Source organism: Streptococcus sp. 1032, from assembly GCF_013277015.1.
In the GTDB taxonomy this organism is placed as follows: Bacteria; Bacillota; Bacilli; order Lactobacillales; family Streptococcaceae; genus Streptococcus.
Map to the genome: position 1 here is coordinate 1 of NZ_VMMD01000009.1, position 22607 is coordinate 22607.

The 22607-nt window shown below is 39.0% G+C and carries 16 protein-coding genes and 15 tRNA genes; 27 read left to right on the plus strand and 4 right to left on the minus strand.

What is annotated here, in order from left to right; all coding sequences use genetic code 11:
* The first annotated feature begins 41 nt into the window (after positions 1-41).
* The 15 genes from HT711_RS01860 (at position 42) to HT711_RS01930 (ending at position 1370) form a co-directional block, all read left to right on the plus strand.
* Positions 42-114, plus strand: a tRNA-Lys gene (locus HT711_RS01860).
* 5 nt (positions 115-119) lie between these two features.
* A tRNA-Leu gene (locus HT711_RS01865) sits at positions 120-201 on the plus strand.
* Positions 202-219: 18 nt separating this feature from the next.
* Positions 220-292 (plus strand) — tRNA-Thr (locus HT711_RS01870).
* Positions 293-314: 22 nt separating this feature from the next.
* Positions 315-386: transfer RNA gene (locus tag HT711_RS01875), tRNA-Gly, on the plus strand.
* Positions 387-393: 7 nt separating this feature from the next.
* A tRNA-Leu gene (locus tag HT711_RS01880) sits at positions 394-479 on the plus strand.
* A gap of 9 nt (positions 480-488) precedes the next feature.
* Positions 489-562, plus strand: a tRNA-Arg gene (locus HT711_RS01885).
* A 15-nt stretch (positions 563-577) separates the two neighbouring features.
* Positions 578-651, plus strand: a tRNA-Pro gene (locus HT711_RS01890).
* Between the two features lie 5 nt (positions 652-656).
* Positions 657-730: transfer RNA gene (locus HT711_RS01895), tRNA-Met, on the plus strand.
* Between the two features lie 13 nt (positions 731-743).
* Positions 744-817 (plus strand) — tRNA-Ile (locus tag HT711_RS01900).
* 10 nt (positions 818-827) lie between these two features.
* Positions 828-917: transfer RNA gene (locus HT711_RS01905), tRNA-Ser, on the plus strand.
* Between the two features lie 10 nt (positions 918-927).
* Positions 928-1001, plus strand: a tRNA-Met gene (locus HT711_RS01910).
* Positions 1002-1004: 3 nt separating this feature from the next.
* Positions 1005-1077, plus strand: a tRNA-Phe gene (locus tag HT711_RS01915).
* Between the two features lie 19 nt (positions 1078-1096).
* Positions 1097-1167 (plus strand) — tRNA-Gly (locus HT711_RS01920).
* 35 nt (positions 1168-1202) lie between these two features.
* Positions 1203-1276: transfer RNA gene (locus HT711_RS01925), tRNA-Ile, on the plus strand.
* Positions 1277-1282: 6 nt separating this feature from the next.
* Positions 1283-1370, plus strand: a tRNA-Ser gene (locus tag HT711_RS01930).
* 125 nt (positions 1371-1495) lie between these two features.
* Here HT711_RS01930 and birA read toward each other — a convergent pair.
* A complete protein-coding gene (gene birA, locus HT711_RS01935; RefSeq protein ID WP_173233281.1) occupies positions 1496-2431 on the minus strand; it encodes a bifunctional biotin--[acetyl-CoA-carboxylase] ligase/biotin operon repressor BirA in 936 nt (311 codons plus the stop codon).
* On the minus strand, positions 2428-3288 hold the full coding sequence (locus HT711_RS01940; RefSeq protein WP_112445783.1) for an AraC family transcriptional regulator: 861 nt from the start codon (positions 3286-3288) through the stop codon (positions 2428-2430). The genes birA and HT711_RS01940 overlap by 4 nt, the downstream gene beginning before the upstream one ends.
* 107 nt (positions 3289-3395) lie before the next feature.
* On the opposite strand from HT711_RS01940, the gene HT711_RS01945 reads away from it, so the two are divergent.
* The 11 genes from HT711_RS01945 (at position 3396) to HT711_RS01995 (ending at position 18845) form a co-directional block, all read left to right on the plus strand.
* Positions 3396-5558, plus strand: coding sequence for an alpha-galactosidase (locus tag HT711_RS01945; RefSeq protein WP_173233279.1), 2163 nt, complete (start codon positions 3396-3398; stop codon positions 5556-5558).
* 34 nt (positions 5559-5592) lie between these two features.
* Positions 5593-6852, plus strand: coding sequence for an extracellular solute-binding protein (locus tag HT711_RS01950; RefSeq protein WP_173233277.1), 1260 nt, complete (start codon positions 5593-5595; stop codon positions 6850-6852).
* Between the two features lie 13 nt (positions 6853-6865).
* Positions 6866-7732 (plus strand): sugar ABC transporter permease, encoded by an 867-nt coding sequence (locus HT711_RS01955; protein ID WP_173218721.1) that lies wholly within the window; start codon positions 6866-6868, stop codon positions 7730-7732.
* A 13-nt stretch (positions 7733-7745) separates the two neighbouring features.
* Positions 7746-8579 carry a carbohydrate ABC transporter permease gene (locus HT711_RS01960; RefSeq protein ID WP_112445791.1) on the plus strand — a complete coding sequence of 278 codons (834 nt, stop codon included), beginning with the start codon at positions 7746-7748 and terminating at the stop codon, positions 8577-8579.
* A gap of 319 nt (positions 8580-8898) precedes the next feature.
* Positions 8899-10341 carry a sucrose phosphorylase gene (gtfA, locus tag HT711_RS01965; protein WP_173233274.1) on the plus strand — a complete coding sequence of 481 codons (1443 nt, stop codon included), beginning with the start codon at positions 8899-8901 and terminating at the stop codon, positions 10339-10341.
* 137 nt (positions 10342-10478) lie between these two features.
* Positions 10479-11672: an O-antigen ligase gene (locus HT711_RS01970; RefSeq protein WP_173233271.1), complete on the plus strand. Its 1194-nt coding sequence runs from the start codon at positions 10479-10481 to the stop codon at positions 11670-11672.
* Between the two features lie 682 nt (positions 11673-12354).
* On the plus strand, positions 12355-14343 hold the full coding sequence (locus HT711_RS01975; protein ID WP_173233269.1) for a peptide ABC transporter substrate-binding protein: 1989 nt from the start codon (positions 12355-12357) through the stop codon (positions 14341-14343).
* 66 nt (positions 14344-14409) lie between these two features.
* Positions 14410-15906 carry an ABC transporter permease gene (locus tag HT711_RS01980; protein ID WP_112443790.1) on the plus strand — a complete coding sequence of 499 codons (1497 nt, stop codon included), beginning with the start codon at positions 14410-14412 and terminating at the stop codon, positions 15904-15906.
* A complete protein-coding gene (oppC, locus tag HT711_RS01985) occupies positions 15906-16832 on the plus strand; it encodes an oligopeptide ABC transporter permease OppC (protein ID WP_000103703.1) in 927 nt (308 codons plus the stop codon). The genes HT711_RS01980 and oppC overlap by 1 nt, the downstream gene beginning before the upstream one ends.
* An 8-nt stretch (positions 16833-16840) precedes the next feature.
* Positions 16841-17908 (plus strand): ABC transporter ATP-binding protein, encoded by a 1068-nt coding sequence (locus HT711_RS01990; RefSeq protein WP_000159551.1) that lies wholly within the window; start codon positions 16841-16843, stop codon positions 17906-17908.
* 10 nt (positions 17909-17918) lie between these two features.
* Positions 17919-18845 carry an ATP-binding cassette domain-containing protein gene (locus tag HT711_RS01995; RefSeq protein ID WP_173233264.1) on the plus strand — a complete coding sequence of 309 codons (927 nt, stop codon included), beginning with the start codon at positions 17919-17921 and terminating at the stop codon, positions 18843-18845.
* A gap of 414 nt (positions 18846-19259) precedes the next feature.
* On the opposite strand, the gene HT711_RS02000 is transcribed toward HT711_RS01995, so the two are convergent.
* Both HT711_RS02000 and HT711_RS02005 read right to left on the minus strand, forming a co-directional pair.
* Positions 19260-20138 (minus strand): LysR family transcriptional regulator, encoded by an 879-nt coding sequence (locus HT711_RS02000; protein ID WP_164226982.1) that lies wholly within the window; start codon positions 20136-20138, stop codon positions 19260-19262.
* 127 nt (positions 20139-20265) lie between these two features.
* On the minus strand, positions 20266-20616 hold the full coding sequence (locus HT711_RS02005; protein ID WP_164226984.1) for a helix-turn-helix transcriptional regulator: 351 nt from the start codon (positions 20614-20616) through the stop codon (positions 20266-20268).
* Between the two features lie 358 nt (positions 20617-20974).
* On the opposite strand from HT711_RS02005, the gene HT711_RS02010 reads away from it, so the two are divergent.
* The gene (locus tag HT711_RS02010; protein ID WP_173219688.1) at positions 20975-22600 is read left to right on the plus strand and encodes a malolactic enzyme; all 1626 of its coding nucleotides are present in this window, start codon (positions 20975-20977) and stop codon (positions 22598-22600) included.
* The last annotated feature ends 7 nt before the right edge of the window (positions 22601-22607 follow it).

A 22607-nucleotide genomic window follows, 5' to 3' on the forward strand; every position in this document is an offset into this window, starting at 1 on the left:
GATTCCCGTCGGGACCGTTTAAGATAACAGAAGTTATTTTAGACTCGTTAGCTCAGTTGGTAGAGCAATTGACTTTTAATCAATGGGTCACTGGTTCGAGCCCAGTACGGGTCATATCTGCGGGTTTGGCGGAATTGGCAGACGCACCAGATTTAGGATCTGGCGCTTAACGGCGTGGGGGTTCAAGTCCCTTAACCCGCATTAAGATATAATAAATGAGCCGGCTTAGCTCAGTTGGTAGAGCATCTGATTTGTAATCAGAGGGTCGCGTGTTCAAGTCATGTAGCCGGCATTTTTAGATAGAAGAAAACAGTGCGAACGTAGTTCAGTGGTAGAACACCACCTTGCCAAGGTGGGGGTCGCGGGTTCGAATCCCGTCGTTCGCTTAGAGAGGCCGGGGTGGCGGAACTGGCAGACGCACAGGACTTAAAATCCTGCGATTGGTAACGATCGTACCGGTTCGATTCCGGTCCTCGGCATAATATGGAGCACCCTTAGCTCAACTGGATAGAGTACCTGACTACGAATCAGGCGGTTAGAGGTTCGACTCCTCTAGGGTGCATTTTTCTATTTAACTCGGGAAGTAGCTCAGCTTGGTAGAGTACTTGGTTTGGGACCAAGGTGTCGCAGGTTCGAATCCTGTCTTCCCGATACATGGCGGTGTAGCTCAGCTGGCTAGAGCGTCCGGTTCATACCCGGGAGGTCGGGGGTTCGATCCCCTTCGCCGCTATAATGATCTTGTTGGACCTTTAGCTCAGCTGGTTAGAGCTCTCGGCTCATAACCGAGTGGTCGTAGGTTCAAGTCCTACAAGGTCCATTTGAATATTGGAGGATTACCCAAGTCCGGCTGAAGGGAACGGTCTTGAAAACCGTCAGGCGTGTAAAAGCGTGCGTGGGTTCGAATCCCACATCCTCCTTTTATATTAACGCGGGATGGAGCAGCTCGGTAGCTCGTCGGGCTCATAACCCGAAGGTCGTAGGTTCAAATCCTGCTCCCGCAATAAGGCTCGGTAGCTCAGTTGGTAGAGCAATGGATTGAAGCTCCATGTGTCGGCGGTTCGATTCCGTCTCGCGCCATTTTATTGATAGTATTTATGCGGGTGTAGTTTAGTGGTAAAACTACAGCCTTCCAAGCTGTTGTCGCGAGTTCGATTCTCGTCACCCGCTTTGAACTTTGTTCAAATTACCAAGTTTTTTAACTTGGGCGCGTAGCTCAGGTGGTTAGAGCGCACGCCTGATAAGCGTGAGGTCGGTGGTTCGAGTCCACTCGTGCCCATTAATTGGAGAATTACTCAAGAGGCTGAAGAGGACGGTTTGCTAAATCGTTAGGTCGGGTAACTGGCGCAAGGGTTCGAATCCCTTATTCTCCGTTTTAATGAGAGTTTGTAACTCTCTTTTTTACTTTTAGAAACAATAAAACTTCAGATCTGTAAAACTTAATTGAATTACTAATCTGAAGTTATTTTTATATCGTTTATATTATAATTGTGTTATTTTACTTCCAACTATTGAGAGAAATTTCTCCGCTATTGAGCCAGATTTCTTTTCCATTATCACATTGAATTAAAAGTTTTCCATTTTCTGAGATGTCTTTAGCAAGTCCCTTGTGGTCTTTTTGATCTAGTGTGAAAGTAACTTCTTTTCCTAGAACGAATGACTGTTTTTTATATAGGTATAATAGCTCCTCTGCTGGTGTTTCGAAGAAAGCACGCCAGATTTCTATGATCAATTCATTCCTTGTTATAGGAGCTGTAGTTTTAAATAAGCTAGCAGCTTTTTCTTTTAATTCCTGAGGGAAGTCTTTAATGGTGAAATTGATACCTACTCCAATAATGATATCTGTGACTAAGCCTGTTTCTACAGAGGTCATTGCTTCAGTGAGAATTCCTCCAATTTTATGATTGCTTAGATAGATATCATTGACCCATTTTATGTCGACATCTATTAAAGTTAGGTTCTTAATGGCTTTGTAGATAGCTCCAGCTACAAGTAGTGTGTAGGATGGTAATTTGTCATAGGGGAGATTTGGTTTAAGATGGAGTGTCATATAAATACCACCTTGCGGTGAGTAGAAGGAACGTTGAAAACGGCCTCGGCCTGCTGTTTGATAGGAAGCTAGATAGAGGGTATTTGCTTCATGGCCTAAATCAATTGCTTCTTTTGCATCTAGTTGTGTTGATTTTGTTTCGGGTTTAAAGCTGACTTTAATTGGAAGGTTTTCTTCTAGAATCTCTGGAAGAATAAGGTCACCATTCATCAGTTTATATCCTTTGTTTTTGATACTATCAATTTCAATGCCTTCTTGTTCTAGCCGCTTGATGGCTTTCCAAATTGATGTTCGACTGAGGGATAGTTCTTCTGCGATTTTTTCTCCGCTGATATAATCGGTTTCTTTAGCTAGAATTTGGTAGACAGCTTGGTAGGATTTCATAGTGTTTCCTTTCTCACTAGTTGGTGTTGAGAATATTCTTTTCTTGTTTGACTTGGAGTCTGATTAAAGTATTGTTTATAAGCTTTAGAAAAATGTAGTGGATCTGAAAAACCTACCGAATATGCAATTACCTTGATAGACTCTTGGGTATTTTCGAGAAGTTGTTTAGCTCGGTGCATTCGAACGTAAAGTAGGTATTCTTTGGGTGATAAGGTGTTAAATTCTTTGAATACACTTGATAAGTAGCTTCTGTGAACGGATAGTTCTTTTGCTAAATCTTGAATTGTAAGTGATTGAGGATAGTGGCTATCAATTAATCGTTTGCATTCAAGATAGAGTTGGTGGGTTGATGAAATATTCTTTTTTTTCTGATTGGGAGCAATAGTTCCCAGATGAAACATCAGTTCATGGAGTTGTCCCATGATATGGAGTTGAGCTAATTCATTTGATTTGGTAATCTGAGCGAAGCGGACAATGTCTGAGATGAGTCTTGCAGTAGTCTGGGTATGACAAGTTTCAGATTGGATGAGATAGGATTGATTAGAAATTTGAGAAAGAGCAAAATAATCAGGAGCTTTCCCTCCAGTGATTCCTAACCAGTAGTAGGCCCAAGGCTCTTTACTATCTGCTTGATAAAAGGTTAATTCATCTGGTTTTAATAGAAAGAAATCTCCTTCTTTTAAATCAACAATTTTACCATTGTAATGAAATTTTCCTTGTCCTTTACTAATGTAATGTAGAACGTATGTATCACGAATGGCTGGACCAAAAGAGTAATTAGGTGTGCATTCCTCATATCCATAAAAGCTTAGGGAAAGGTCGATTGTTCCAGTCTGGTATTCTGAAAAAACTAACATGTGCTACCTCCTACCTAACATTTTACCATATTCTTGAGACATTTTTCTATTTCGGAAAGCGATTTCAGATGATAAAATAGAATCATTAAAGTGATGAGGTGAAGTAAATGGGAGTTAGGATAGAGAATAATCTATTTTATGTTGAGAGTAAAAATTTAAGTTTGATTATTGAAAATCGAAATGGGTACTTACTTTTGAAACATTTAGGAAAGACTATTAAGAACTATAAAGGTTGCAATAGTGTTTATGAACGAGACCATGCCTTTTCAGGAAATCCAACGGCTCATAATCGAACCTTTAGTTTAGATACTCAGCGACAGATTTTTGGGCAACATGGCTTAGGAGATTTTAGGAAACCAACTATACAGGTTCAGCAGGATGCAACTGAGGTAACAGATTTTCGTTTTATAGAAGCAAAGATTTTAAAAGGTCAAAATGGTCCACAGGGTTTACCTTCCCCACATAGCATGGATGGTACAGAGACTCTTGCCTTGATTTTAGAAGATTCTAAGGCTCAACTTAGTCTGACTTTATATTATACTGCTTTTGATAATGATGCGACAATTGCTAGCTACAGTAAATTGGAGAATAAGAGTAATCAGGAAGTTATCATCCATAAGGACTTTTCTTTTATGGCTGATGTTCCAGCTGCAGATTACGAAATCGTAACTTTTCAGGGAGCTTATGCTCGTGAAAAGACTGTCAGACGTCAACAGGTAGAACAAGGAATCTTTTCGATTAGTTCGAACCGTGGAGCTTCTGGTCATGCTCAAACACCAGCTCTTCTACTATGTGATCAAGGAGTCACAGAGGATGCTGGGAATGTGTTTGCTATTCAATTAATGTATAGTGGAAACTTTGAAGCTTTTGTTCAAAAGAATCAATTGAATGAAGTTCGGCTGGCTATTGGGATTAATCCGGAAAACTTTTCTTGGAAGTTAGACCCTGAGGAATACTTCGAAACACCGGTAGCTTTAATGACCTATTCAGATAAGGGATTAACTGGTATTAGTCATGAAAGTCAGAATTTTGTACTGAAGCACATTATGCCAAGTAAATTTTCTACAAAAGAACGCCCAATTCTAATCAATAACTGGGAAGCTACTTACTTTGACTTTCAGAGAGAAAAACTGTTAGAGCTAGCTGATGAAGCTAAGAAAGTTGGTATTGAACTTTTTGTATTAGATGATGGGTGGTTTGGTAATCGCTTTGATGATAATCGGGCTTTAGGTGATTGGGTTGTTAATGAGGAAAAACTGGGTGGAAGTCTTGAAAGTCTGATTTCAGCTATCCACGAAAGAGGTTTGCAGTTTGGGCTTTGGTTAGAACCTGAAATGATTTCTGTAGATAGCGATTTGTATCGTAAACATCCTGACTGGGCTATTCAGATTTCAGGATATGAGCATACCTATTCTAGAAATCAATTAGTACTTAATCTTGCCAATCCTCAGGTAGTAGAATACTTGAAAAATGTCTTAGATCAACTCCTATCTTATCATGCGATTGATTACATTAAATGGGATATGAATCGTAATATGACTAACCTGGGGAATGGATCGAACTATCTAGAGACACAGATGCAATCTCATCAGTACATGCTGGGGCTTTACGAACTCGTTTCTTATCTGACAGAGAAGCACAGCCATATTCTCTTTGAGTCCTGCTCTGGTGGCGGTGGACGAAATGATCTTGGTATGATGCGTTATTTCCCACAAGTCTGGGCTAGTGATAATACTGATGCTATTGCACGTTTACCAATTCAATACGGTTCATCCTATCTCTATCCAACCATTTCTATGGGGGCTCATGTTTCAGCAGTACCGAATCATCAGATGAGACGAACGACACCATTAGAAACACGTGGCCATGTAGCAATGATGGGAAATTTGGGCTATGAGCTTGATTTGACAAGTTTATCCGATGAAGAGAAAGCTGAGATTGCTAATCAGGTGAACTTGTATAAAGAATTACGACCAGTAGTTCAGTTAGGACAACAGTATAGACTCATTAACCCTGATACTGAATCCAATGAAGCAGCTGTACAATTTAATTACAAAAATCAAACGATTGTAACCTACGTTCGCGTTTTATCAGTTGTAGAGACCATGGAAACAACTTTAAAGTTAAAAGATTTGGTTGAAGAGGGACTGTATGAATTGCAGGAAAATGGAGTAGTTTACTCAGGTGCAGAACTCATGTATGCAGGTTTAACTGTTATCTTATCTCAAGGAGATTTTTTGAGTAAACAGTATATTTTTAAAAGACTATAATAAAAGTGTATAAATTTATAAAGGAGGCTTTCCAATGAAATGGTATAAAAAAATCGGACTTCTTGCAACTACAGGTTTAGCTTTGTTTGGGCTCGGCGCTTGCTCCAACTATGGTAAATCTGCGGATGGCACAGTGACCATCGAGTATTTCAACCAGAAAAAAGAAATGACCAAAACCTTGGAAGAAATCGCTCGTGATTTTGAGAAGGAAAACCCTAAGATCAAGGTCAAAGTCGTCAATGTACCAAATGCTGGTGAAGTATTGAAGACACGTGTTCTAGCAGGAGATGTGCCTGATGTGGTCAATATTTACCCACAGTCCATCGAACTGCAAGAATGGGCAAAAGCAGGTGTCTTTGAAGATTTGAGCAACAAAGACTACCTGAAACGCGTGAAAAATGGCTACGCTGAAAAATATGCTGTAAACGAAAAAGTTTACAACGTTCCTTTTACAGCTAATGCTTATGGAATTTACTACAACAAAGATAAATTCGAAGAGCTGGGCTTGAAGGTTCCTGAAACCTGGGATGAATTTGAACAGTTAGTCAAAGACATCGTTACTAAAGGACAAACACCATTTGGAATTGCAGGTGCAGATGCTTGGACACTCAATGGTTACAATCAATTAGCCTTTGCGACAGCAACAGGTGGAGGAAAAGAAGCCAATCAATACCTTCGTTATTCTCAACCAAATGCCATTAAATTGTCGGATTCGATTATGAAAGATGACATCAAGGTCATGGACATCCTTCGCATCAATGGCTCTAAGCAAAAGAACTGGGAAGGTGCTGGCTATACCGATGTTATCGGAGCCTTCGCACGTGGGGATGTCCTCATGACACCAAATGGGTCTTGGGCGATCACAGCGATTAATGAACAAAAACCGAACTTTAAGATTGGGACCTTCATGATTCCAGGAAAAGAAAAAGGACAAAGCTTAACCGTTGGTGCGGGAGACTTGGCATGGTCTATCTCAGCCGCCACCAAACATCCAAAAGAAGCCAATGCCTTTGTGGAATATATGACCCGTCCAGAGGTTATGCAAAAATACTACGATGTGGACGGATCTCCAACAGCGATCGAAGGGGTCAAACAAGCAGGAGAAGATTCACCGCTTGCTGGTATGACCGAATATGCCTTTACTGATCGTCACTTGGTCTGGTTGCAACAATACTGGACCAGTGAATCAGACTTCCATACCTTGACCATGAACTATGTCTTGACCGGTGATAAACAAGGCATGGTCAATGATTTGAATGCCTTCTTTAACCCGATGAAAGCGGATGTGGATTAGGAGTAGAGAGACTATGAAAAAAGTATTACAAAAATATTGGGCATGGGCTTTTGTGGTCATCCCTCTCTTGTTACAAGCAATTTTCTTCTATGTGCCGATGTTTCAAGGAGCCTTTTACAGTTTTACTAACTGGACAGGATTGACTTATAACTACAAATTTGTCGGCTTAAACAACTTTAAGCTCCTCTTCATGGATCCAAAATTCATGAATGCGATTGGCTTTACCGCAATCATTACGATTGCCATGGTGGTTGGTGAGATTGCACTCGGGATCTTCATTGCGCGTGTCTTGAACTCTAAAATCAAAGCCCAAACCTTCTTCCGTGCTTGGTTCTTCTTCCCAGCTGTTTTGTCTGGTTTGACAGTGGCTTTGATCTTCAAGCAAGTCTTCAACTACGGTCTTCCAGCGATTGGGCATGCCCTTCATATTGAATTTTTCCAAACCAGTCTTTTAGGGACTAAGTGGGGAGCGATCTTTGCGGCTGTCTTTGTCCTTCTTTGGCAAGGGGTGGCTATGCCCATCATCATCTTCCTAGCTGGTTTGCAATCTATTCCAACTGAGATTACAGAGGCAGCAAGGATTGATGGCGCGACTAGCAAGCAAGTTTTCTGGAACATTGAATTGCCTTACTTGCTACCAAGTGTCTCTATGGTCTTTATCCTATCCCTAAAAGGTGGGCTGACTGCTTTTGACCAAGTCTTTGCCATGACCGGTGGTGGTCCAAACAATGCCACAACTTCACTTGGGCTTTTGGTTTATAACTATGCCTTTAAAAACAACCAATTCGGTTATGCCAATGCCATTGCCGTAATCTTGTTCTTCTTAATTGTAGTGATTTCGATCATCCAATTGAGAGTATCTAAGAAATTTGAAATTTAAGAGGAGAAGCATGATGAAACAAGATGAAAGAAAAGACCTGATTGGCAAATACATTCTATTGATTCTAGGATCGGTTCTGATTTTAGTGCCGCTCCTTGCTACCCTCTTTAGTTCCTTCAAACCCACTAAGGATATTGTAGACAATTTCTTTGGCTTTCCAACCAACTTCACATGGGACAACTTTAGCCGTCTCTTAGCTGATGGGATCGGAGGCTATTATTGGAACTCTGTCGTCATCACTGTCTTGTCTTTACTTGCAGTAATGATCTTTATTCCGATGGCAGCCTACTCCATCGCTCGCAATATGAGTAAAAGAAAAGCCTTTACCATCATGTATATCCTCTTAATCCTCGGAATCTTCGTACCTTTCCAAGTCATCATGATTCCGATTACGGTTATGATGAGTAAACTCGGTTTGGCTAATACCTTTGGTTTGATCTTGCTCTACTTGACCTATGCGATTCCACAGACCCTCTTTCTCTATGTTGGCTATATCAAAATCTCGATCCCAGAAAGTCTGGATGAAGCAGCAGAGATCGATGGGGCTAATCAATTTACAACTTATTTCCGCATCATCTTCCCAATGATGAAACCGATGCATGCGACAACCATGATCATCAATGCCCTTTGGTTCTGGAATGACTTCATGTTGCCACTCCTTGTCTTGAACCGGGATTCAAAAATGTGGACTCTGCCTTTGTTCCAATACAACTACGCAGGCCAATACTTCAACGACTACGGGCCAAGCTTTGCCTCATACGTTGTCGGCATTATCAGTATCACCATTGTCTATCTCTTCTTCCAACGCCATATAATCGCAGGAATGAGCAACGGGGCAGTGAAGTAAGAAGAGACTAGAGAAGCTATAATTCCTGATACAGGGGAATAGTTCAGCTAGTTGACAATTTTATGTGAAAACAAGAAAGTAGTACTTAGTTTATTGAAGTCTATATTTAGTACGAGTTTGATGATAAACAGAGATTTAATACTCAATGAAAATCAAAGAGCAAACTAGGAAGCTAGTCACAGGTTGCTCAAAACACTGTTTTGAGGTTGCAGATAGAGCTGACGTGGTTTGAAGAGATTTTCGAAGAGTATAACATGAATTTGATTTACGAAGCCAAGTCATATGAGACTTGGCTTCAATTAGAAAAAGGAGAGTAATGATGCCAATTCAAAATAAAACCATGTTGATTACCTATTCAGATAGTCTGGGAAATAATCTTAAAGACTTATATGATAATTTGGAAGAGCATTTTGGAGATGCTATTGGGGGAGTTCACCTTCTACCATTTTTCCCATCAACAGGTGATCGTGGATTTGCGCCAGTTGACTACGACGAAGTGGACTCAGCTTTTGGTGATTGGGAGGATGTTAAGCGTTTAGGTGAGAAATATTATCTTATGTTTAACTTTATGATTAACCATATTTCTCGTCAATCTAAGTATTATAAGGACTATCAAGAAAAACATGAAGCCAGTGAATTTAAAGATCTCTTTTTAAACTGGGATAAGTTTTGGCCGGAAAATCGTCCGACACAAGCTGATGTAGACTTAATTTACAAGCGTAAGGATCGTGCACCAAAGCAAGAGATTGTCTTTGCAGATGGGTCAGTGGAACATTTGTGGAATACCTTTGGTGAGGAGCAGATTGATCTTGATGTGACCAAAGAAGTAACGATGGAATTTATCCGTAAGACCATTCAGCACTTGGCAAGTAATGGGTGTGATTTGATTCGCTTAGATGCCTTTGCTTATGCAGTGAAGAAATTGGATACCAATGATTTCTTTGTGGAACCAGATATTTGGGATTTATTGGACAAAGTTCGAGACATCGCTGCTGAGTATGGAACAGAGCTCTTACCTGAGATTCATGAACATTATTCGATTCAGTTTAAAATAGCGGATCACGATTACTATGTTTATGATTTTGCTCTTCCAATGGTGACACTTTATACTCTTTACAGTTCCAGAACAGAGCGTTTGGCTAAGTGGTTAAAGATGAGCCCAATGAAGCAATTTACGACGCTAGACACCCATGATGGGATTGGAGTAGTAGATGTCAAGGATATCCTGACTGATGAGGAAATTGACTATGCTTCAAATGAACTCTATAAGGTTGGAGCGAATGTCAAACGTAAGTACTCTAGTGCCGAGTATAACAATTTAGATATCTACCAAATCAATTCAACCTACTATTCTGCGCTTGGAGACGATGATGTCAAGTATTTTCTCGCTCGTCTAATTCAAGCTTTTGCCCCAGGTATTCCTCAGATTTACTATGTAGGTCTATTAGCAGGCAAGAATGACTTGAAATTGTTAGAAGAAACTAAAGAAGGTCGAAATATTAATCGTCATTACTATAGCAATGAGGAAATATCAGAAGAGGTCCAACGTCCTGTAGTGAAGGCCCTTCTCAATCTATTTTCTTTCCGTAACCGTTTAGAAGCCTTTGATCTAGGAGGGACTATTGACGTTGAAACACCAACAGCTCAAAGCATTGTAATCAAACGTCAAAATAAAGATAAGTCCGTAACAGCAGTAGCAGAAATTGATTTGCAAAATCAGACTTATCGGGTAATTGAGAATGGAGTTGAAGTAACATTTTGAAGCCTTGATATGGTTGATAAAATAGTTTTTTTATTTTAGTAAACGTTTCCCTTGTTTTCAAATTGCTAAAAAAGTGGTACAATATAGGATAGCTTACTATTATCTGAATCAACTGATTTGGAGAGAAAGGATTCATTTTGAAATCAATAGGCTTTATTGAAAAGCTGAAAGGGTTGTCTAGTAAAGAGCTGATTTTATTGGGAATTATCCTGAGTATCTTTTTGCCCTTTTATCTTTTTGTAGTTGTATTCTGTTTATATATTATCAGTTTGATTTTTACAGGAGACATGAAAAGTATTCTTCAGAAAATGGGGGAGCATCCGATGCTGCTTCTTTTTCTTGGCTATAGTACTGTTATATCCATTCTTGCACAAAATTGGATGGGGCTTGTGGCTTCAGTAGGAATGTTTCTATTTACTATTTTCTTTTTGTATTATCAGTCGATTTTATCCCATAAATTCTTTCGCTTGATTTTGCAGCTCGTCTTATTTGGTAGCGTCTTGTCAGCTGTTTTTGCGAGTTTAGAGCATTTCCAAATTGTGAAGAAATTCAACTATGCTTTTCTTTCACCTAACATGCAGGTGTGGCATCAGAATCGTGCAGAAGTGACCTTCTTTAATCCTAATTATTATGGAATTATTTGTTGTTTCTGTATCATGATTGCCTTCTATCTGTTTACAACGACCAAGTTGAATTGGTTGAAAGTATTCTGTGTGATTGCAGGCTTTGTGAATCTCTTTGGTTTGAATTTTACGCAAAATCGAACTGCCTTTCCTGCTATTATCGCTGGAGCCATTATTTATCTCTTTACGACCATTAAAAACTGGAAGGCCTTTTGGCTTAGTATTGGGGTCTTCGCAATCGGCTTGAGCTTCCTCTTTTCTAGTGATTTGGGAGTTCGGATGGGGACTTTAGACTCTTCTATGGAAGAACGCATTTCTATCTGGGATGCTGGGATGGCTTTGTTTAAGCAAAATCCTTTTTGGGGTGAAGGGCCATTGACTTATATGCACTCTTATCCTAGAATAAATGCTCCTTATCATGAACATGCTCACAGTCTATATATCGATACGATTCTGAGTTACGGAATTGTGGGGACTATTTTATTAGTTTTGTCTTCTGTTGCTCCTGTTCGCTTGATGATGGATATGAGTCAGGAGTCGGGGAAACGCCCGATTATCGGCCTTTATCTATCTTTCCTTACAGTGGTTGCTGTGCACGGAATCTTTGACTTGGCCCTCTTCTGGATTCAGTCAGGTTTCATTTTCTTGTTAGTTATGTGCAGTATTCCATTGGAGCATCGAACGTTGGTATCGGACATGACGGATTAAGTATATAAGATTACAATCTTCTACCTTGGGTGGGAGATTTTTATATACACTGGACATGTCGTGCATCTGAGGTGTAAGTCCTCTGTAGGGCTCCACTATCGGTGAATACAATAGCTCTCCCCAAGCCTGACTATCGTGAGGTAGTGGATTAAAATGGTCTGGGGATAGATCGTTTTAAGTCTGACGCAGGAAATAAGAATTGTCAAAGGAAGGGATAGCGAAATCGTGGCACTACTAACAGGAACGTGATAGCAAGGCGTATATAGTGGATAAGGTAGCGAGAAATTTTAAAGTATAAAAGATAGTCTTAATCTATATGTGTAAATCACGAAAGTAATTGAATTTGGAATAAGGTTGGTGTGAAAAAGATATAGTAAATTGAATCTTGAATACTAGAATGATACTTCTACAATATTATTATAATTTAATTTAAATTCCAAAATCACATTGTTCAGTCCGTATTTCATTTTACTATAGGTCTTTCTAAGCTCCAAAGTTTCTGCGTCAAATTTCCTATTTTCGCTGTAGCCTTTGATACTTCGAACGACAATTTGAATCATATATTCAGAAAAAATGAAAAATTTGTGTTAATAAGCCTAAATATTCTGAAAATTCGTTTACTTTTCTTGAAATCTATGATATAATTGATAATGACCTATACTTTATTACGAGGAGTGAAGAAATGAAAAAAAGTCAAGTGCTTGCTGTAGCAGGAGCTACCTTATTAGCGTCAGGAGTTCTAGCTGCGTGTTCAAACACTAGTTCAAATAATGCGAAACTAGCAAAAGATTACCAATATGTTTATCAAACAGATCCAGAAACCTTGGATTATATCGTCAGCAATATCGATTCAACATCATTCATCACAACAAATGCTGTAGATGGTTTGTTGGCTAACGATAAATATGGTAATCTGGTTCCTTCTATTGCTGAATCATGGACAGTTTCAAAAGATGGTTTGACGTATACCTATAAAATCCGTAAGGATGCTAAATGGGTGACAGCAGAGGGAGAAGAGTACGCTCCTGTCACTGCTAAAGACTTCGTTACTGGTTTGAAACATGCGGTAGATGGGAAATCAAAAGGACTTTCAATCGTTAGCTCTTCTATTAAGGGATTAGAAGCATATATTAAGGGTGAAACAAGCGATTTTTCAACCGTCGGAGTAAAAGCACTCGATGACCAAACACTAGAGTATACCTTGAACCAGCCAGAAACTTTCTGGAATGACAAGACTACTAGTGGTGTTTTGATGCCAGTTAATGAAGAATTCTTAGCTTCAAAAGGGGAAGGTTTTGGTTCTCCAACAGATGCTAACTCTATTCTTTATAACGGTCCATTTGTCTTGAAGGCTGTAACTCCTAAATCATCTATCGAGATGGCTAAAAATGATGCTTACTGGGACAAAGAAAATGTAAAAATTGAGAACGTTAAGTTCACTTTCTGGGATGGTAAGGATCAAGATGTAATTGCCAAAGGTTTTTCTGATGGTCAATATAGCAAGGCTCGTATCTTCCCTACAAGTTCTACATATGAAAAATATGCAGCTGACTTCAAAGATAACATTTACTTTAATGAACCAGGTGCGGGTGTTGCAACTGTCAGCTTGAACTATGGCCGTACAACTTATAACCACACTGCCAAAACAAGTGATGCCCAAAAGACATCTACTCAAAAAGCTTTGCTAAATAAGGAGTTCCGTCAAGCCTTGAACTTTGCGGTCGATCGCAATTCTTACTCAGCTCAAACAAATGGTACTGATGGAGCTGCAGTAGCCATCCGTAATACATTCGCACCATATAATCTTCAAGTTGGTAAGAAAACATTTGGTGAATTGGTACAAGATAGCTTGGCTAAGACAAATTCTTCTACTTGGTCAAACGTATCTCTAGCAGATTCTCAAAATGGACTTTACAATGAAGAAAAAGCGAAAGAAGTCTTTGCTAAAGCTAAATCAAGCCTACAAGCTGAAGGTGTTGAATTCCCAATCCACTTGGATGCCTTGGTTATCCAAGAATCAACAGCGGTTGTAAACCGTGTTCAATCATTGAAACAATCAATTGAAAAAGTATTGGGTTCAGATAATGTTGTTGTAGACTTGCAACAAATGACTCAAGCAGAAGCTTTACCAATTTCATTTAGTGCTCCAACAGCTAAAGAGCAAGATTGGGATATCCACACCTTGCTAGGATGGAACCCTGACTATCAAGATCCTTCTACTTTCTTGGATCAGTTTGTCATCAAGGGAGGAAACACTCGCCTTTACCTTGGTATTGACCAAAACACGGATGCATCAGTAGTAAGCAAACTTGCTTTAGCTGACTATGGAAAATTACTTGATGATGCAAATAGCGAAAACCAAGATGTTCAAAAACGTTATGAAAAATACGCGGTAGCACAAGCTTGGTTGACTGACAATGCTTTGACAATTCCAGTAATGGCTTCTCCTAAAGAAACAGCCGTTTCATATGTTTCAAAAGTTCTACCATTTAGCTCATCATATTCTGAATCTGGTCTTAAAGGTGAAAATTCAGGATACTTGAAGTACACTGAAGTTAGTGAAAAAGCAATCACCAAAGAAGAGTATGAAAAAGCTCGTGAAAAATGGTTGAAAGAAAAAGCTGAATCAAACGAGAAAGCTCAAAAAGAATTGGCAAGTCATGTGAAGTAAATAATTTCTAATAGAACTTTCTCTCCATGAGGAGAAGGTTCTTTTGGGATTTTTAAAGGAAATAATATGAAAAAATATATTTTTATGCGTGTTTTGCGGTCATTGGTTTCGATTTTCTTAGTAACGACTTTGACCTACACGATTATCTATACCTTGGTTCCTCGAAAATTGATTTTCAAGCAGGATCCTAACTATAATAAAATCGCAACAACGGCTGATAAACGTGATAACTATGAAAATACTGTGTTTGAGCGTATGGGCTACATTGAGTATTACGATACTAAAGAGTTGCAAGAAAAGGCAAGTAGCATGGATTCTTCTGTAACAGTAGAGGCAAATGCGACCAATAAAGCTATTTATGAAAAGTACATCAATCAATTAGGTCATGGTTGGACTTTGGGAGAATTTACTGAAAGTGGTCAATTTTATGCTACTCGTGAAATTCCAATTTTTGAACGTGTTTTTCACTTCTATGCTAACTTGATTGATATTGATCATACAAATAAAATTCAAGACCCTGAAAATCCAGACTTGAAACGCTACCTTCGTTTCGAAAATGATCCAGCTATCGGATGGTCATTGGTCGGTTCAGGTACTAAACATAAATATCTCTTGTACTTTAACAGTCAGTTCCCATTTGTGCATCAAAACTTTGTTAATATCAATTTAGGTGACTCTTATCCAACCTATGCTAATACACCAGTTCTTCAGGTTATTACTCAAGGTCAAGGACAAACCAAAACTGCTCAAGTTCAGTTCCCAACAGGTAAGAAAACGTCTTCTGTAAATATTTACTCAAGAACCTACAAGTCACCTAGTCAGGCTGACTCTCGTGAAGTAGCTAGCTATGGGAAAGATGATCCTTATACAGCGACTGAAAGTAATTACCAATATCCATCTATGATTGTCAGCTCTGCTATTGCTGGTTTGATTGGTTTGGTGATTTCTTATGCGATTGCCGTGCCACTTGGTTCAGCCATGGCTCGTTTCAAGAACACTTGGATTGATAGCTTCTCAACAGGGGCTTTGACCTTCTTGATGGCACTTCCAACAATCGCCCTTGTTTATATTGTTCGATTGCTTGGTTCCTCAATTGGTTTACCAGATTCATTCCCTATCTTAGGGGCTGGAGATTGGCGTTCGTACGTTTTACCAGCAGTAATCCTTGGTTTGTTGGGTGCTCCTGGTACAGCTATTTGGATTCGTCGTTACATGATTGACTTGCAATCACAAGACTTTGTTCGTTTCGCTCGTGCAAAAGGTTTGTCTGAAAAAGAAATTTCAAACAAACACATCTTTAAAAATGCCATGGTTCCGCTGGTTTCAGGAATTCCTGGTGCCGTTATTGGGGTTATCGGTGGTGCAACCCTTACTGAAACAGTCTTCGCCTTCCCAGGTATGGGTAAAATGTTGATTGACTCTGTAAAAGCATCCAATAACTCTATGGTCGTTGGTCTTGTCTTCATTTTTACATGTATTTCTATCTTCTCCCTTCTTTTAGGAGATATTTGGATGACCATTATTGACCCACGTATTAAATTGACTGAGAAAGGAGGCAAATAATGTCTACAATCGATAAAGAAAAATTTCAGTTTGTAAAACGTGACGATTTTGCCTCTGAAACCATTGATGCGCCAGCATATTCTTACTGGAAATCAGTGTTTAGACAATTTATGAAGAAAAAATCAACTGTAGTCATGTTGGGAATCTTGGTAGCCATCATTTTGATGAGTTTCATCTACCCAATGTTTTCTAAGTTTGATTTCAATGATGTCAGCAAGGTAAACGACTTTAGTGCTCGTTATATCAAGCCAAATGCGGAGCATTGGTTCGGTACAGACAGTAACGGTAAATCGCTCTTTGACGGTGTCTGGTTCGGAGCGCGTAACTCTATCCTCATTTCTGTGATTGCGACAGTGATTAACTTGGTTATCGGTGTTTTTGTCGGTGGTATTTGGGGAATTTCAAAATCAGTTGACCGCGTGATGATGGAAGTTTATAATGTCATCTCAAACATCCCATCTCTTTTGATTGTCATTGTCTTGACTTACTCAATCGGAGCTGGATTCTGGAATTTGATTTTTGCCATGAGTGTAACAACATGGATTGGAATTGCCTTCATGATTCGTGTGCAAATCTTGCGTTATCGTGACTTGGAATACAACTTGGCGTCACGTACTTTGGGAACACCAACCTTGAAGATTGTTGCCAAAAACATTATGCCACAATTGGTATCTGTTATTGTGACAACCATGACTCAAATGCTTCCAAGCTTTATCTCATACGAAGCCTTCTTGTCTTTCTTCGGTCTTGGATTGCCGATTACAGTGCCAAGTTTGGGTCGTTTGATTTCGGATTATTCACAAAACGTAACAACCAATGCTTACTTGTTCTGGATTCCATTGACAACCCTTGTTTTGGTATCCTTGTCCCTTTTCGTAGTTGGTCAAAACTTAGCGGATGCTAGTGATCCACGTACACATAGATAGGAGTAGAAATGACAAAAGAAAAAAATGTAATTTTGACTGCTCGCGATATTGTCGTGGAATTTGACGTTCGTGACAAAGTATTGACAGCCATTCGCGGCGTTTCTCTTGAACTAGTTGAAGGAGAAGTATTAGCCTTGGTAGGTGAGTCAGGATCAGGTAAATCTGTTTTGACAAAGACTTTTACAGGTATGCTTGAAGAAAATGGTCGTATTGCCCAAGGTAGCATTGACTACCGTGGTCAAGATTTAACAGCCTTGTCTTCTCACAAGGATTGGGAACAAATTCGTGGTGCTAAGATTGCGACTATCTTCCAGGATCCAATGACTAGTTTGGACCCAATTAAAACAATTGGTAGTCAGATTACAGAAGTTATTGTAAAACACCAAGGAAAAACAGCCAAAGAAGCAAAAGAATTGGCCATTGACTACATGAATAAGGTTGGGATTCCAGACGCAGATAGACGTTTTGATGAATACCCATTCCAATATTCTGGAGGGATGCGTCAACGTATCGTAATTGCGATTGCCCTTGCCTGCCGACCTGATGTCTTGATTTGTGATGAGCCAACGACTGCCTTGGATGTGACTATCCAAGCACAGATTATTGATTTGCTAAAATCTTTACAAAACGAGTACCATTTCACAACAATCTTTATAACTCACGACCTTGGTGTGGTAGCAAGTATTGCGGATAAGGTAGCGGTTATGTATGCAGGAGAAATTGTTGAGTATGGAACTGTTGAGGAAGTCTTCTATGACCCTCGCCATCCATATACATGGAGTCTCTTGTCTAGCTTGCCTCAGCTTGCTGATGATAAAGGAGATCTTTACTCAATCCCAGGAACACCTCCGTCACTTTATACTGATCTGAAAGGGGATGCCTTTGCCTTGCGTTCTGACTATGCAATGCAGATTGACTTCGAACAAAAAGCTCCTCAATTCTCAGTATCAGAGACACATTGGGCTAAAACTTGGCTTCTTCATGAGGATGCTCCAAAAGTAGAAAAACCAGCTGTGATTGCAAATCTCCACGATAAAATCCGTGAAAAAATGGGATTTGCCCATCTGGAAGACTAGGAGGAAGGAAATGTTTGAAAAATTAGTAGAAATCAAAGATTTAGAAATTTCCTTCGGTGAAGGAAGTAAGAAGTTTGTCGCGGTTAAAAATGCTAACTTCTTTATCAACAAGGGAGAAACGTTCTCGCTTGTTGGTGAGTCAGGTAGTGGGAAAACAACTATTGGTCGTGCGATAATCGGTCTCAATGATACAAGTAATGGTGATATTATTTTTGAGGGTCAAAAGATTAATGGTAAGAAATCGCGTGAACAAGCTGCAGAATTGATTCGTCGTATCCAGATGATTTTCCAAGACCCTGCCGCAAGTTTGAATGAACGTGCGACTGTTGATTATATTATTTCTGAAGGTCTTTACAATCATCATCTGTTCAAAGATGACGAAGAACGTAAAGAGAAAGTTAAAAATATTATCCGTGAAGTGGGTCTTCTTGCTGAGCACTTGACTCGTTACCCTCATGAATTCTCAGGTGGTCAACGTCAACGTATCGGTATTGCCCGTGCCTTGGTGATGCAACCAGATTTTGTTATTGCGGATGAGCCCATTTCAGCCTTGGACGTTTCTGTGCGTGCCCAAGTCTTGAACTTGCTCAAAAAATTCCAAAAAGAGCTCGGTTTGACCTATCTCTTTATCGCCCATGATTTGTCGGTCGTTCGCTTTATTTCAGATCGTATCGCAGTTATTTACAAGGGTGTTATTGTAGAGGTTGCAGAAACAGAAGAATTGTTTAACAATCCAATTCACCCATATACTCAGGCCTTGCTTTCAGCGGTACCGATTCCAGACCCAATCTTGGAACGCAAGAAGGTCTTGAAGGTTTATGACCCAAGTCAACACGACTATGAGACTGATAAGCCGTCTATGGTTGAAATCCGTCCAGGTCACTATGTTTGGGCTAACCAAGCCGAATTGGCGCGTTACCAACAAGGGTTAAACTAATAATGGTTTTATAATTTCCATGTCAACTTTTATGGAAATTATAAACCTTTTTTTGTTGGACTGATTTAAAAAACTTTGGAAGCGTTTTGAAAGAATTTTCGAAAGAAATAGAATTCTTAGAAAATCATTGAATTATAGTGAGATGAAATAAAATCTGAACAACTTTATTAGGAAAGTCAAATTCATTTCTAGAAAAGTTTTAGAAGTCGCGGCGTATTACTCTAGTTTCAATCTACTATAGTCTAATACTCTTCGAAAATCTCTTCAAACCACGTCAGCTCTATCTGCCACCTCAAAACAGTGTTTTGAGCAACCTGAGGTTAGCTTCCTAGTTTGCTTTTTGATTTTCATTGAGTCTAATATCTACAATGTAAAAAACTCTAGCTATCAGTTCATTGATAGTTAGAGTTTTTTCTATTCATATGATTTAAGGAGATTAAATAAGGCTTCTACTTCTGATGACGGTGTAGCTGATTTAAGGTAAGCGTAATAAACTGTAAAAGTTATCTTATCCTTCGGTATAAGAGGAATTTTTATTAAATCATCATCTTCATCAGAAAGTGCGATATCAGCCAGTAAACTAAGGCCGATCCCTTTCTTTAAAAGTTCTTTAAGGATGGCAATGTCATCAGTCTTAAAGAATATTTCTGCCTTGTTTTGATACTTTTGATTAAGCATTTCAAAAGCTTTCAGGTGAACAAAGTGTTCATCTAAGAGTATAAAGGATTGATCTGCTAATTCTTCAAAAGCGAGGGAAGGAGCAGTGGCAAAAGGATGGTTCTTAGATAAAACGACATACAGTTCTTTATGAAATAGCTCGTGTGACTCTATTGAAGGATAGTTGAGAAGTTCAATCAAACCGAGTAGGCTTGCATCAAGGTCTCCTTTGATGAGAAGGTTTAATAACTCCACGGAGCCACCGCGGATAGGGCGTACCTTTTTTAAAAAATCGAATTTATCTTTTTCGTTTAAGGCAGCAAAGAGATACTGAATGATAATAGGAGGGAATCCTACAGTAGAGTATTGTGCCAAGGAGCGATTAATTTCTTTGCGAGTAGAAATGACCTCAGGTAAAATCAGTTCTGTATGCTTTAGAAGGATTTGTCCTTGAGGAGTTAGCTTGAAGGAACGATGCGAGGGGTCATGGTGAATCAATTTGCAGTTAAAGGATTCCTCTAAGCGCTTGATAGCATAAGAAATAGATGGTTGGCTGACTTTATGTTGTTTTGCTACTTCCGTATAGGATTGAAGCTGGCAGAGGTCATAAAAATATTGTAGATCTTTTAAATTCATATGGGCTCACTTTCATTAGTTGGAGAAGGAAAATAAGTGGAAAACAGCAGATAAATAATTTTTATCCGTATCCTACAATTTGACTATACGAGTATTCACCAGTTAAAATGTAAGTGAGTCAGGAATCTCAAAGATTATCTAAGATACTCTCAAAAATGACCAACATCTTTTCTCGTTTATCAATAGGGAGCTGTTTAATCTTCATGTTGATTCTTTTGAGTGAAAGATTGCCACTCTTATCAGAGGTTGATTCAAGGCTATCAAAATTGAAAAATTCCTCTGGGGTCATTTCTAGGGCGTCAATCACTTTTTCAAGACTGTGAATGGTCAGATTCACATTTTGGTTTTCAAGTTGATTGATATATTTAAGCCCGAGTCCTGCTTGTTCCGAAAGTTCTTCCTGGCTCATTTTATTCTGTGTTCGAAAATATTTCACTTTTTGGGAAATATATTGTTGTAAATAGTTTTTAGTTGTCATATAAATAGAATACAAGTTTTATATGACAAAAAAACACCTTAAAAAATACAAAGTACTACATAGCGAACTTATATGATATTTATTTTAATTAGGATTGTCAATTTGTATGATTGGTTTATTTTACTCGAAACTTTTAGTAAAGAGTGATCATCGAGAGTTTGATGAGTTCAGAAATTTATAAAATATAACAACTTAAAGTATTATCAATAATAGTGTTTTAAGTATAAAAGAGCCTATTAGAAATTGTTCTCGTAGACTCATTATAACATATGCGTATACAATTGTATTATTTAAACAACAACGTTTCATGAACAATTCGTTTCATGTGGTATAATATAAGTAAAAAGGAGGTTGCACTATGACTGCACATGATATTTTAAACAATCCTTTCCTCAATAAAGGTACTGCCTTTACCTTAGAGGAGCGAAAGGAACTAGGCCTTATTGGTTTACTGCCACCGTATGTTCAAACGATTGAAGAACAAGCGGCGCAAACTTATGCACAAATGCAAACAAAAGCCAATGATCTGGAAAAACGTCTTTTCCTAATGGAAATTTTTAATACCAACAGGACTCTTTTTTATTACCTCTTTTCTCAACATTTGGAAGAATTCAATCCAATTGTATATGATCCAACCATTGCAGATACCATTGAAGGCTATAGTGATCTTTTTGTAGATCCCCAATATGCGGGATATCTTGATATCAATCATCCTGAAAATATTGAAGCCACTTTGAAAAACGCTGCCGGGGGTCGCGAGATTCGTCTCATTGTTGTAACAGATGCAGAAGGAATCCTTGGAATTGGCGACTGGGGAACAAATGGTGTCGATATTTCTGTTGGGAAATTGATGGTCTATACGGCTGCTGCTGGAATCGATCCTTCAATGGTCCTTCCTTTAGTCATTGATGCAGGGACTAACCGTGAAGAACTTCGTAACAATCCTAATTACTTAGGAAATCGTCACGAACGGGTCCGCGGAGATCGTTACTACGACTTCATTGACCAATTTGTTCAAACAGCAGAACGTCTCTTTCCTAAACTTTACCTTCACTGGGAAGATTTTGGTCGCTTGAATGCTGCCAATATTCTTGAAAAATACCGGAAACAAATTCCGACCTTTAATGATGATATTCAAGGTACGGGAATCGTTACCTTGGGTGGTATCTTTGGTTCGCTGGATATTAGTGGTGAAAAATTAACAGATCAAGTTTATCTCTGCTATGGTGGTGGTACTGCGGGTGCAGGAATTGCCTCTCGTGTTCTTCGTGAAATGGTAAGTGAAGGTCTTTCTGAAGAAGAAGCCTATAAACGTTTCTTTATGGTTGATAAACAAGGTCTTCTCTTTGATGACATGGATGACTTGACACCAGAGCAAAAACCATTTGCTAAGAAACGTGCTGATTTTAGTAACGCAGATAAGTTGACTGACCTGCTTGAAGTAGTGAAGACTGTGAAGCCAACTATTCTTGTAGGAACTTCAACTCAGCCTAATACCTTCACTAAAGAAATAGTAGAAGCTATGTGTGAAAACACAGAACGTCCAATGATTTTCCCTTTGTCAAATCCAACTAAATTGGCAGAAGCTAGTGCCAAAGATTTGATTGAATGGTCAGATGGCAAAGCTTTTGTCGCAACAGGAATTCCTGCTGATACGGTTTCTTATAAAGGTGTAGACTATGTGATTGGTCAAGCAAACAATGCCCTGATTTACCCAGGTCTTGGTCTAGGTATGCTGGCTTCTGAAGCAAGTCTTTTGACTGATGAAATGATTGGAGCAGCGGCGCATTCATTAAGTGGTATTGTCAATCCAGGCCAGCCAGGAACTCCTGTCTTGCCGCCATTCAAGTATGTAGCAGATGTTTCTATTAAAGTAGCAGAAGCAGTCGCTGAAAAAGCACAAGAGCAAGATCTTGCACGCGCTAAGGAAACAGATATGGCCAAAGCAGTTCGTGATTTGAAGTGGTATCCAGAGTATAAATAATTCATTT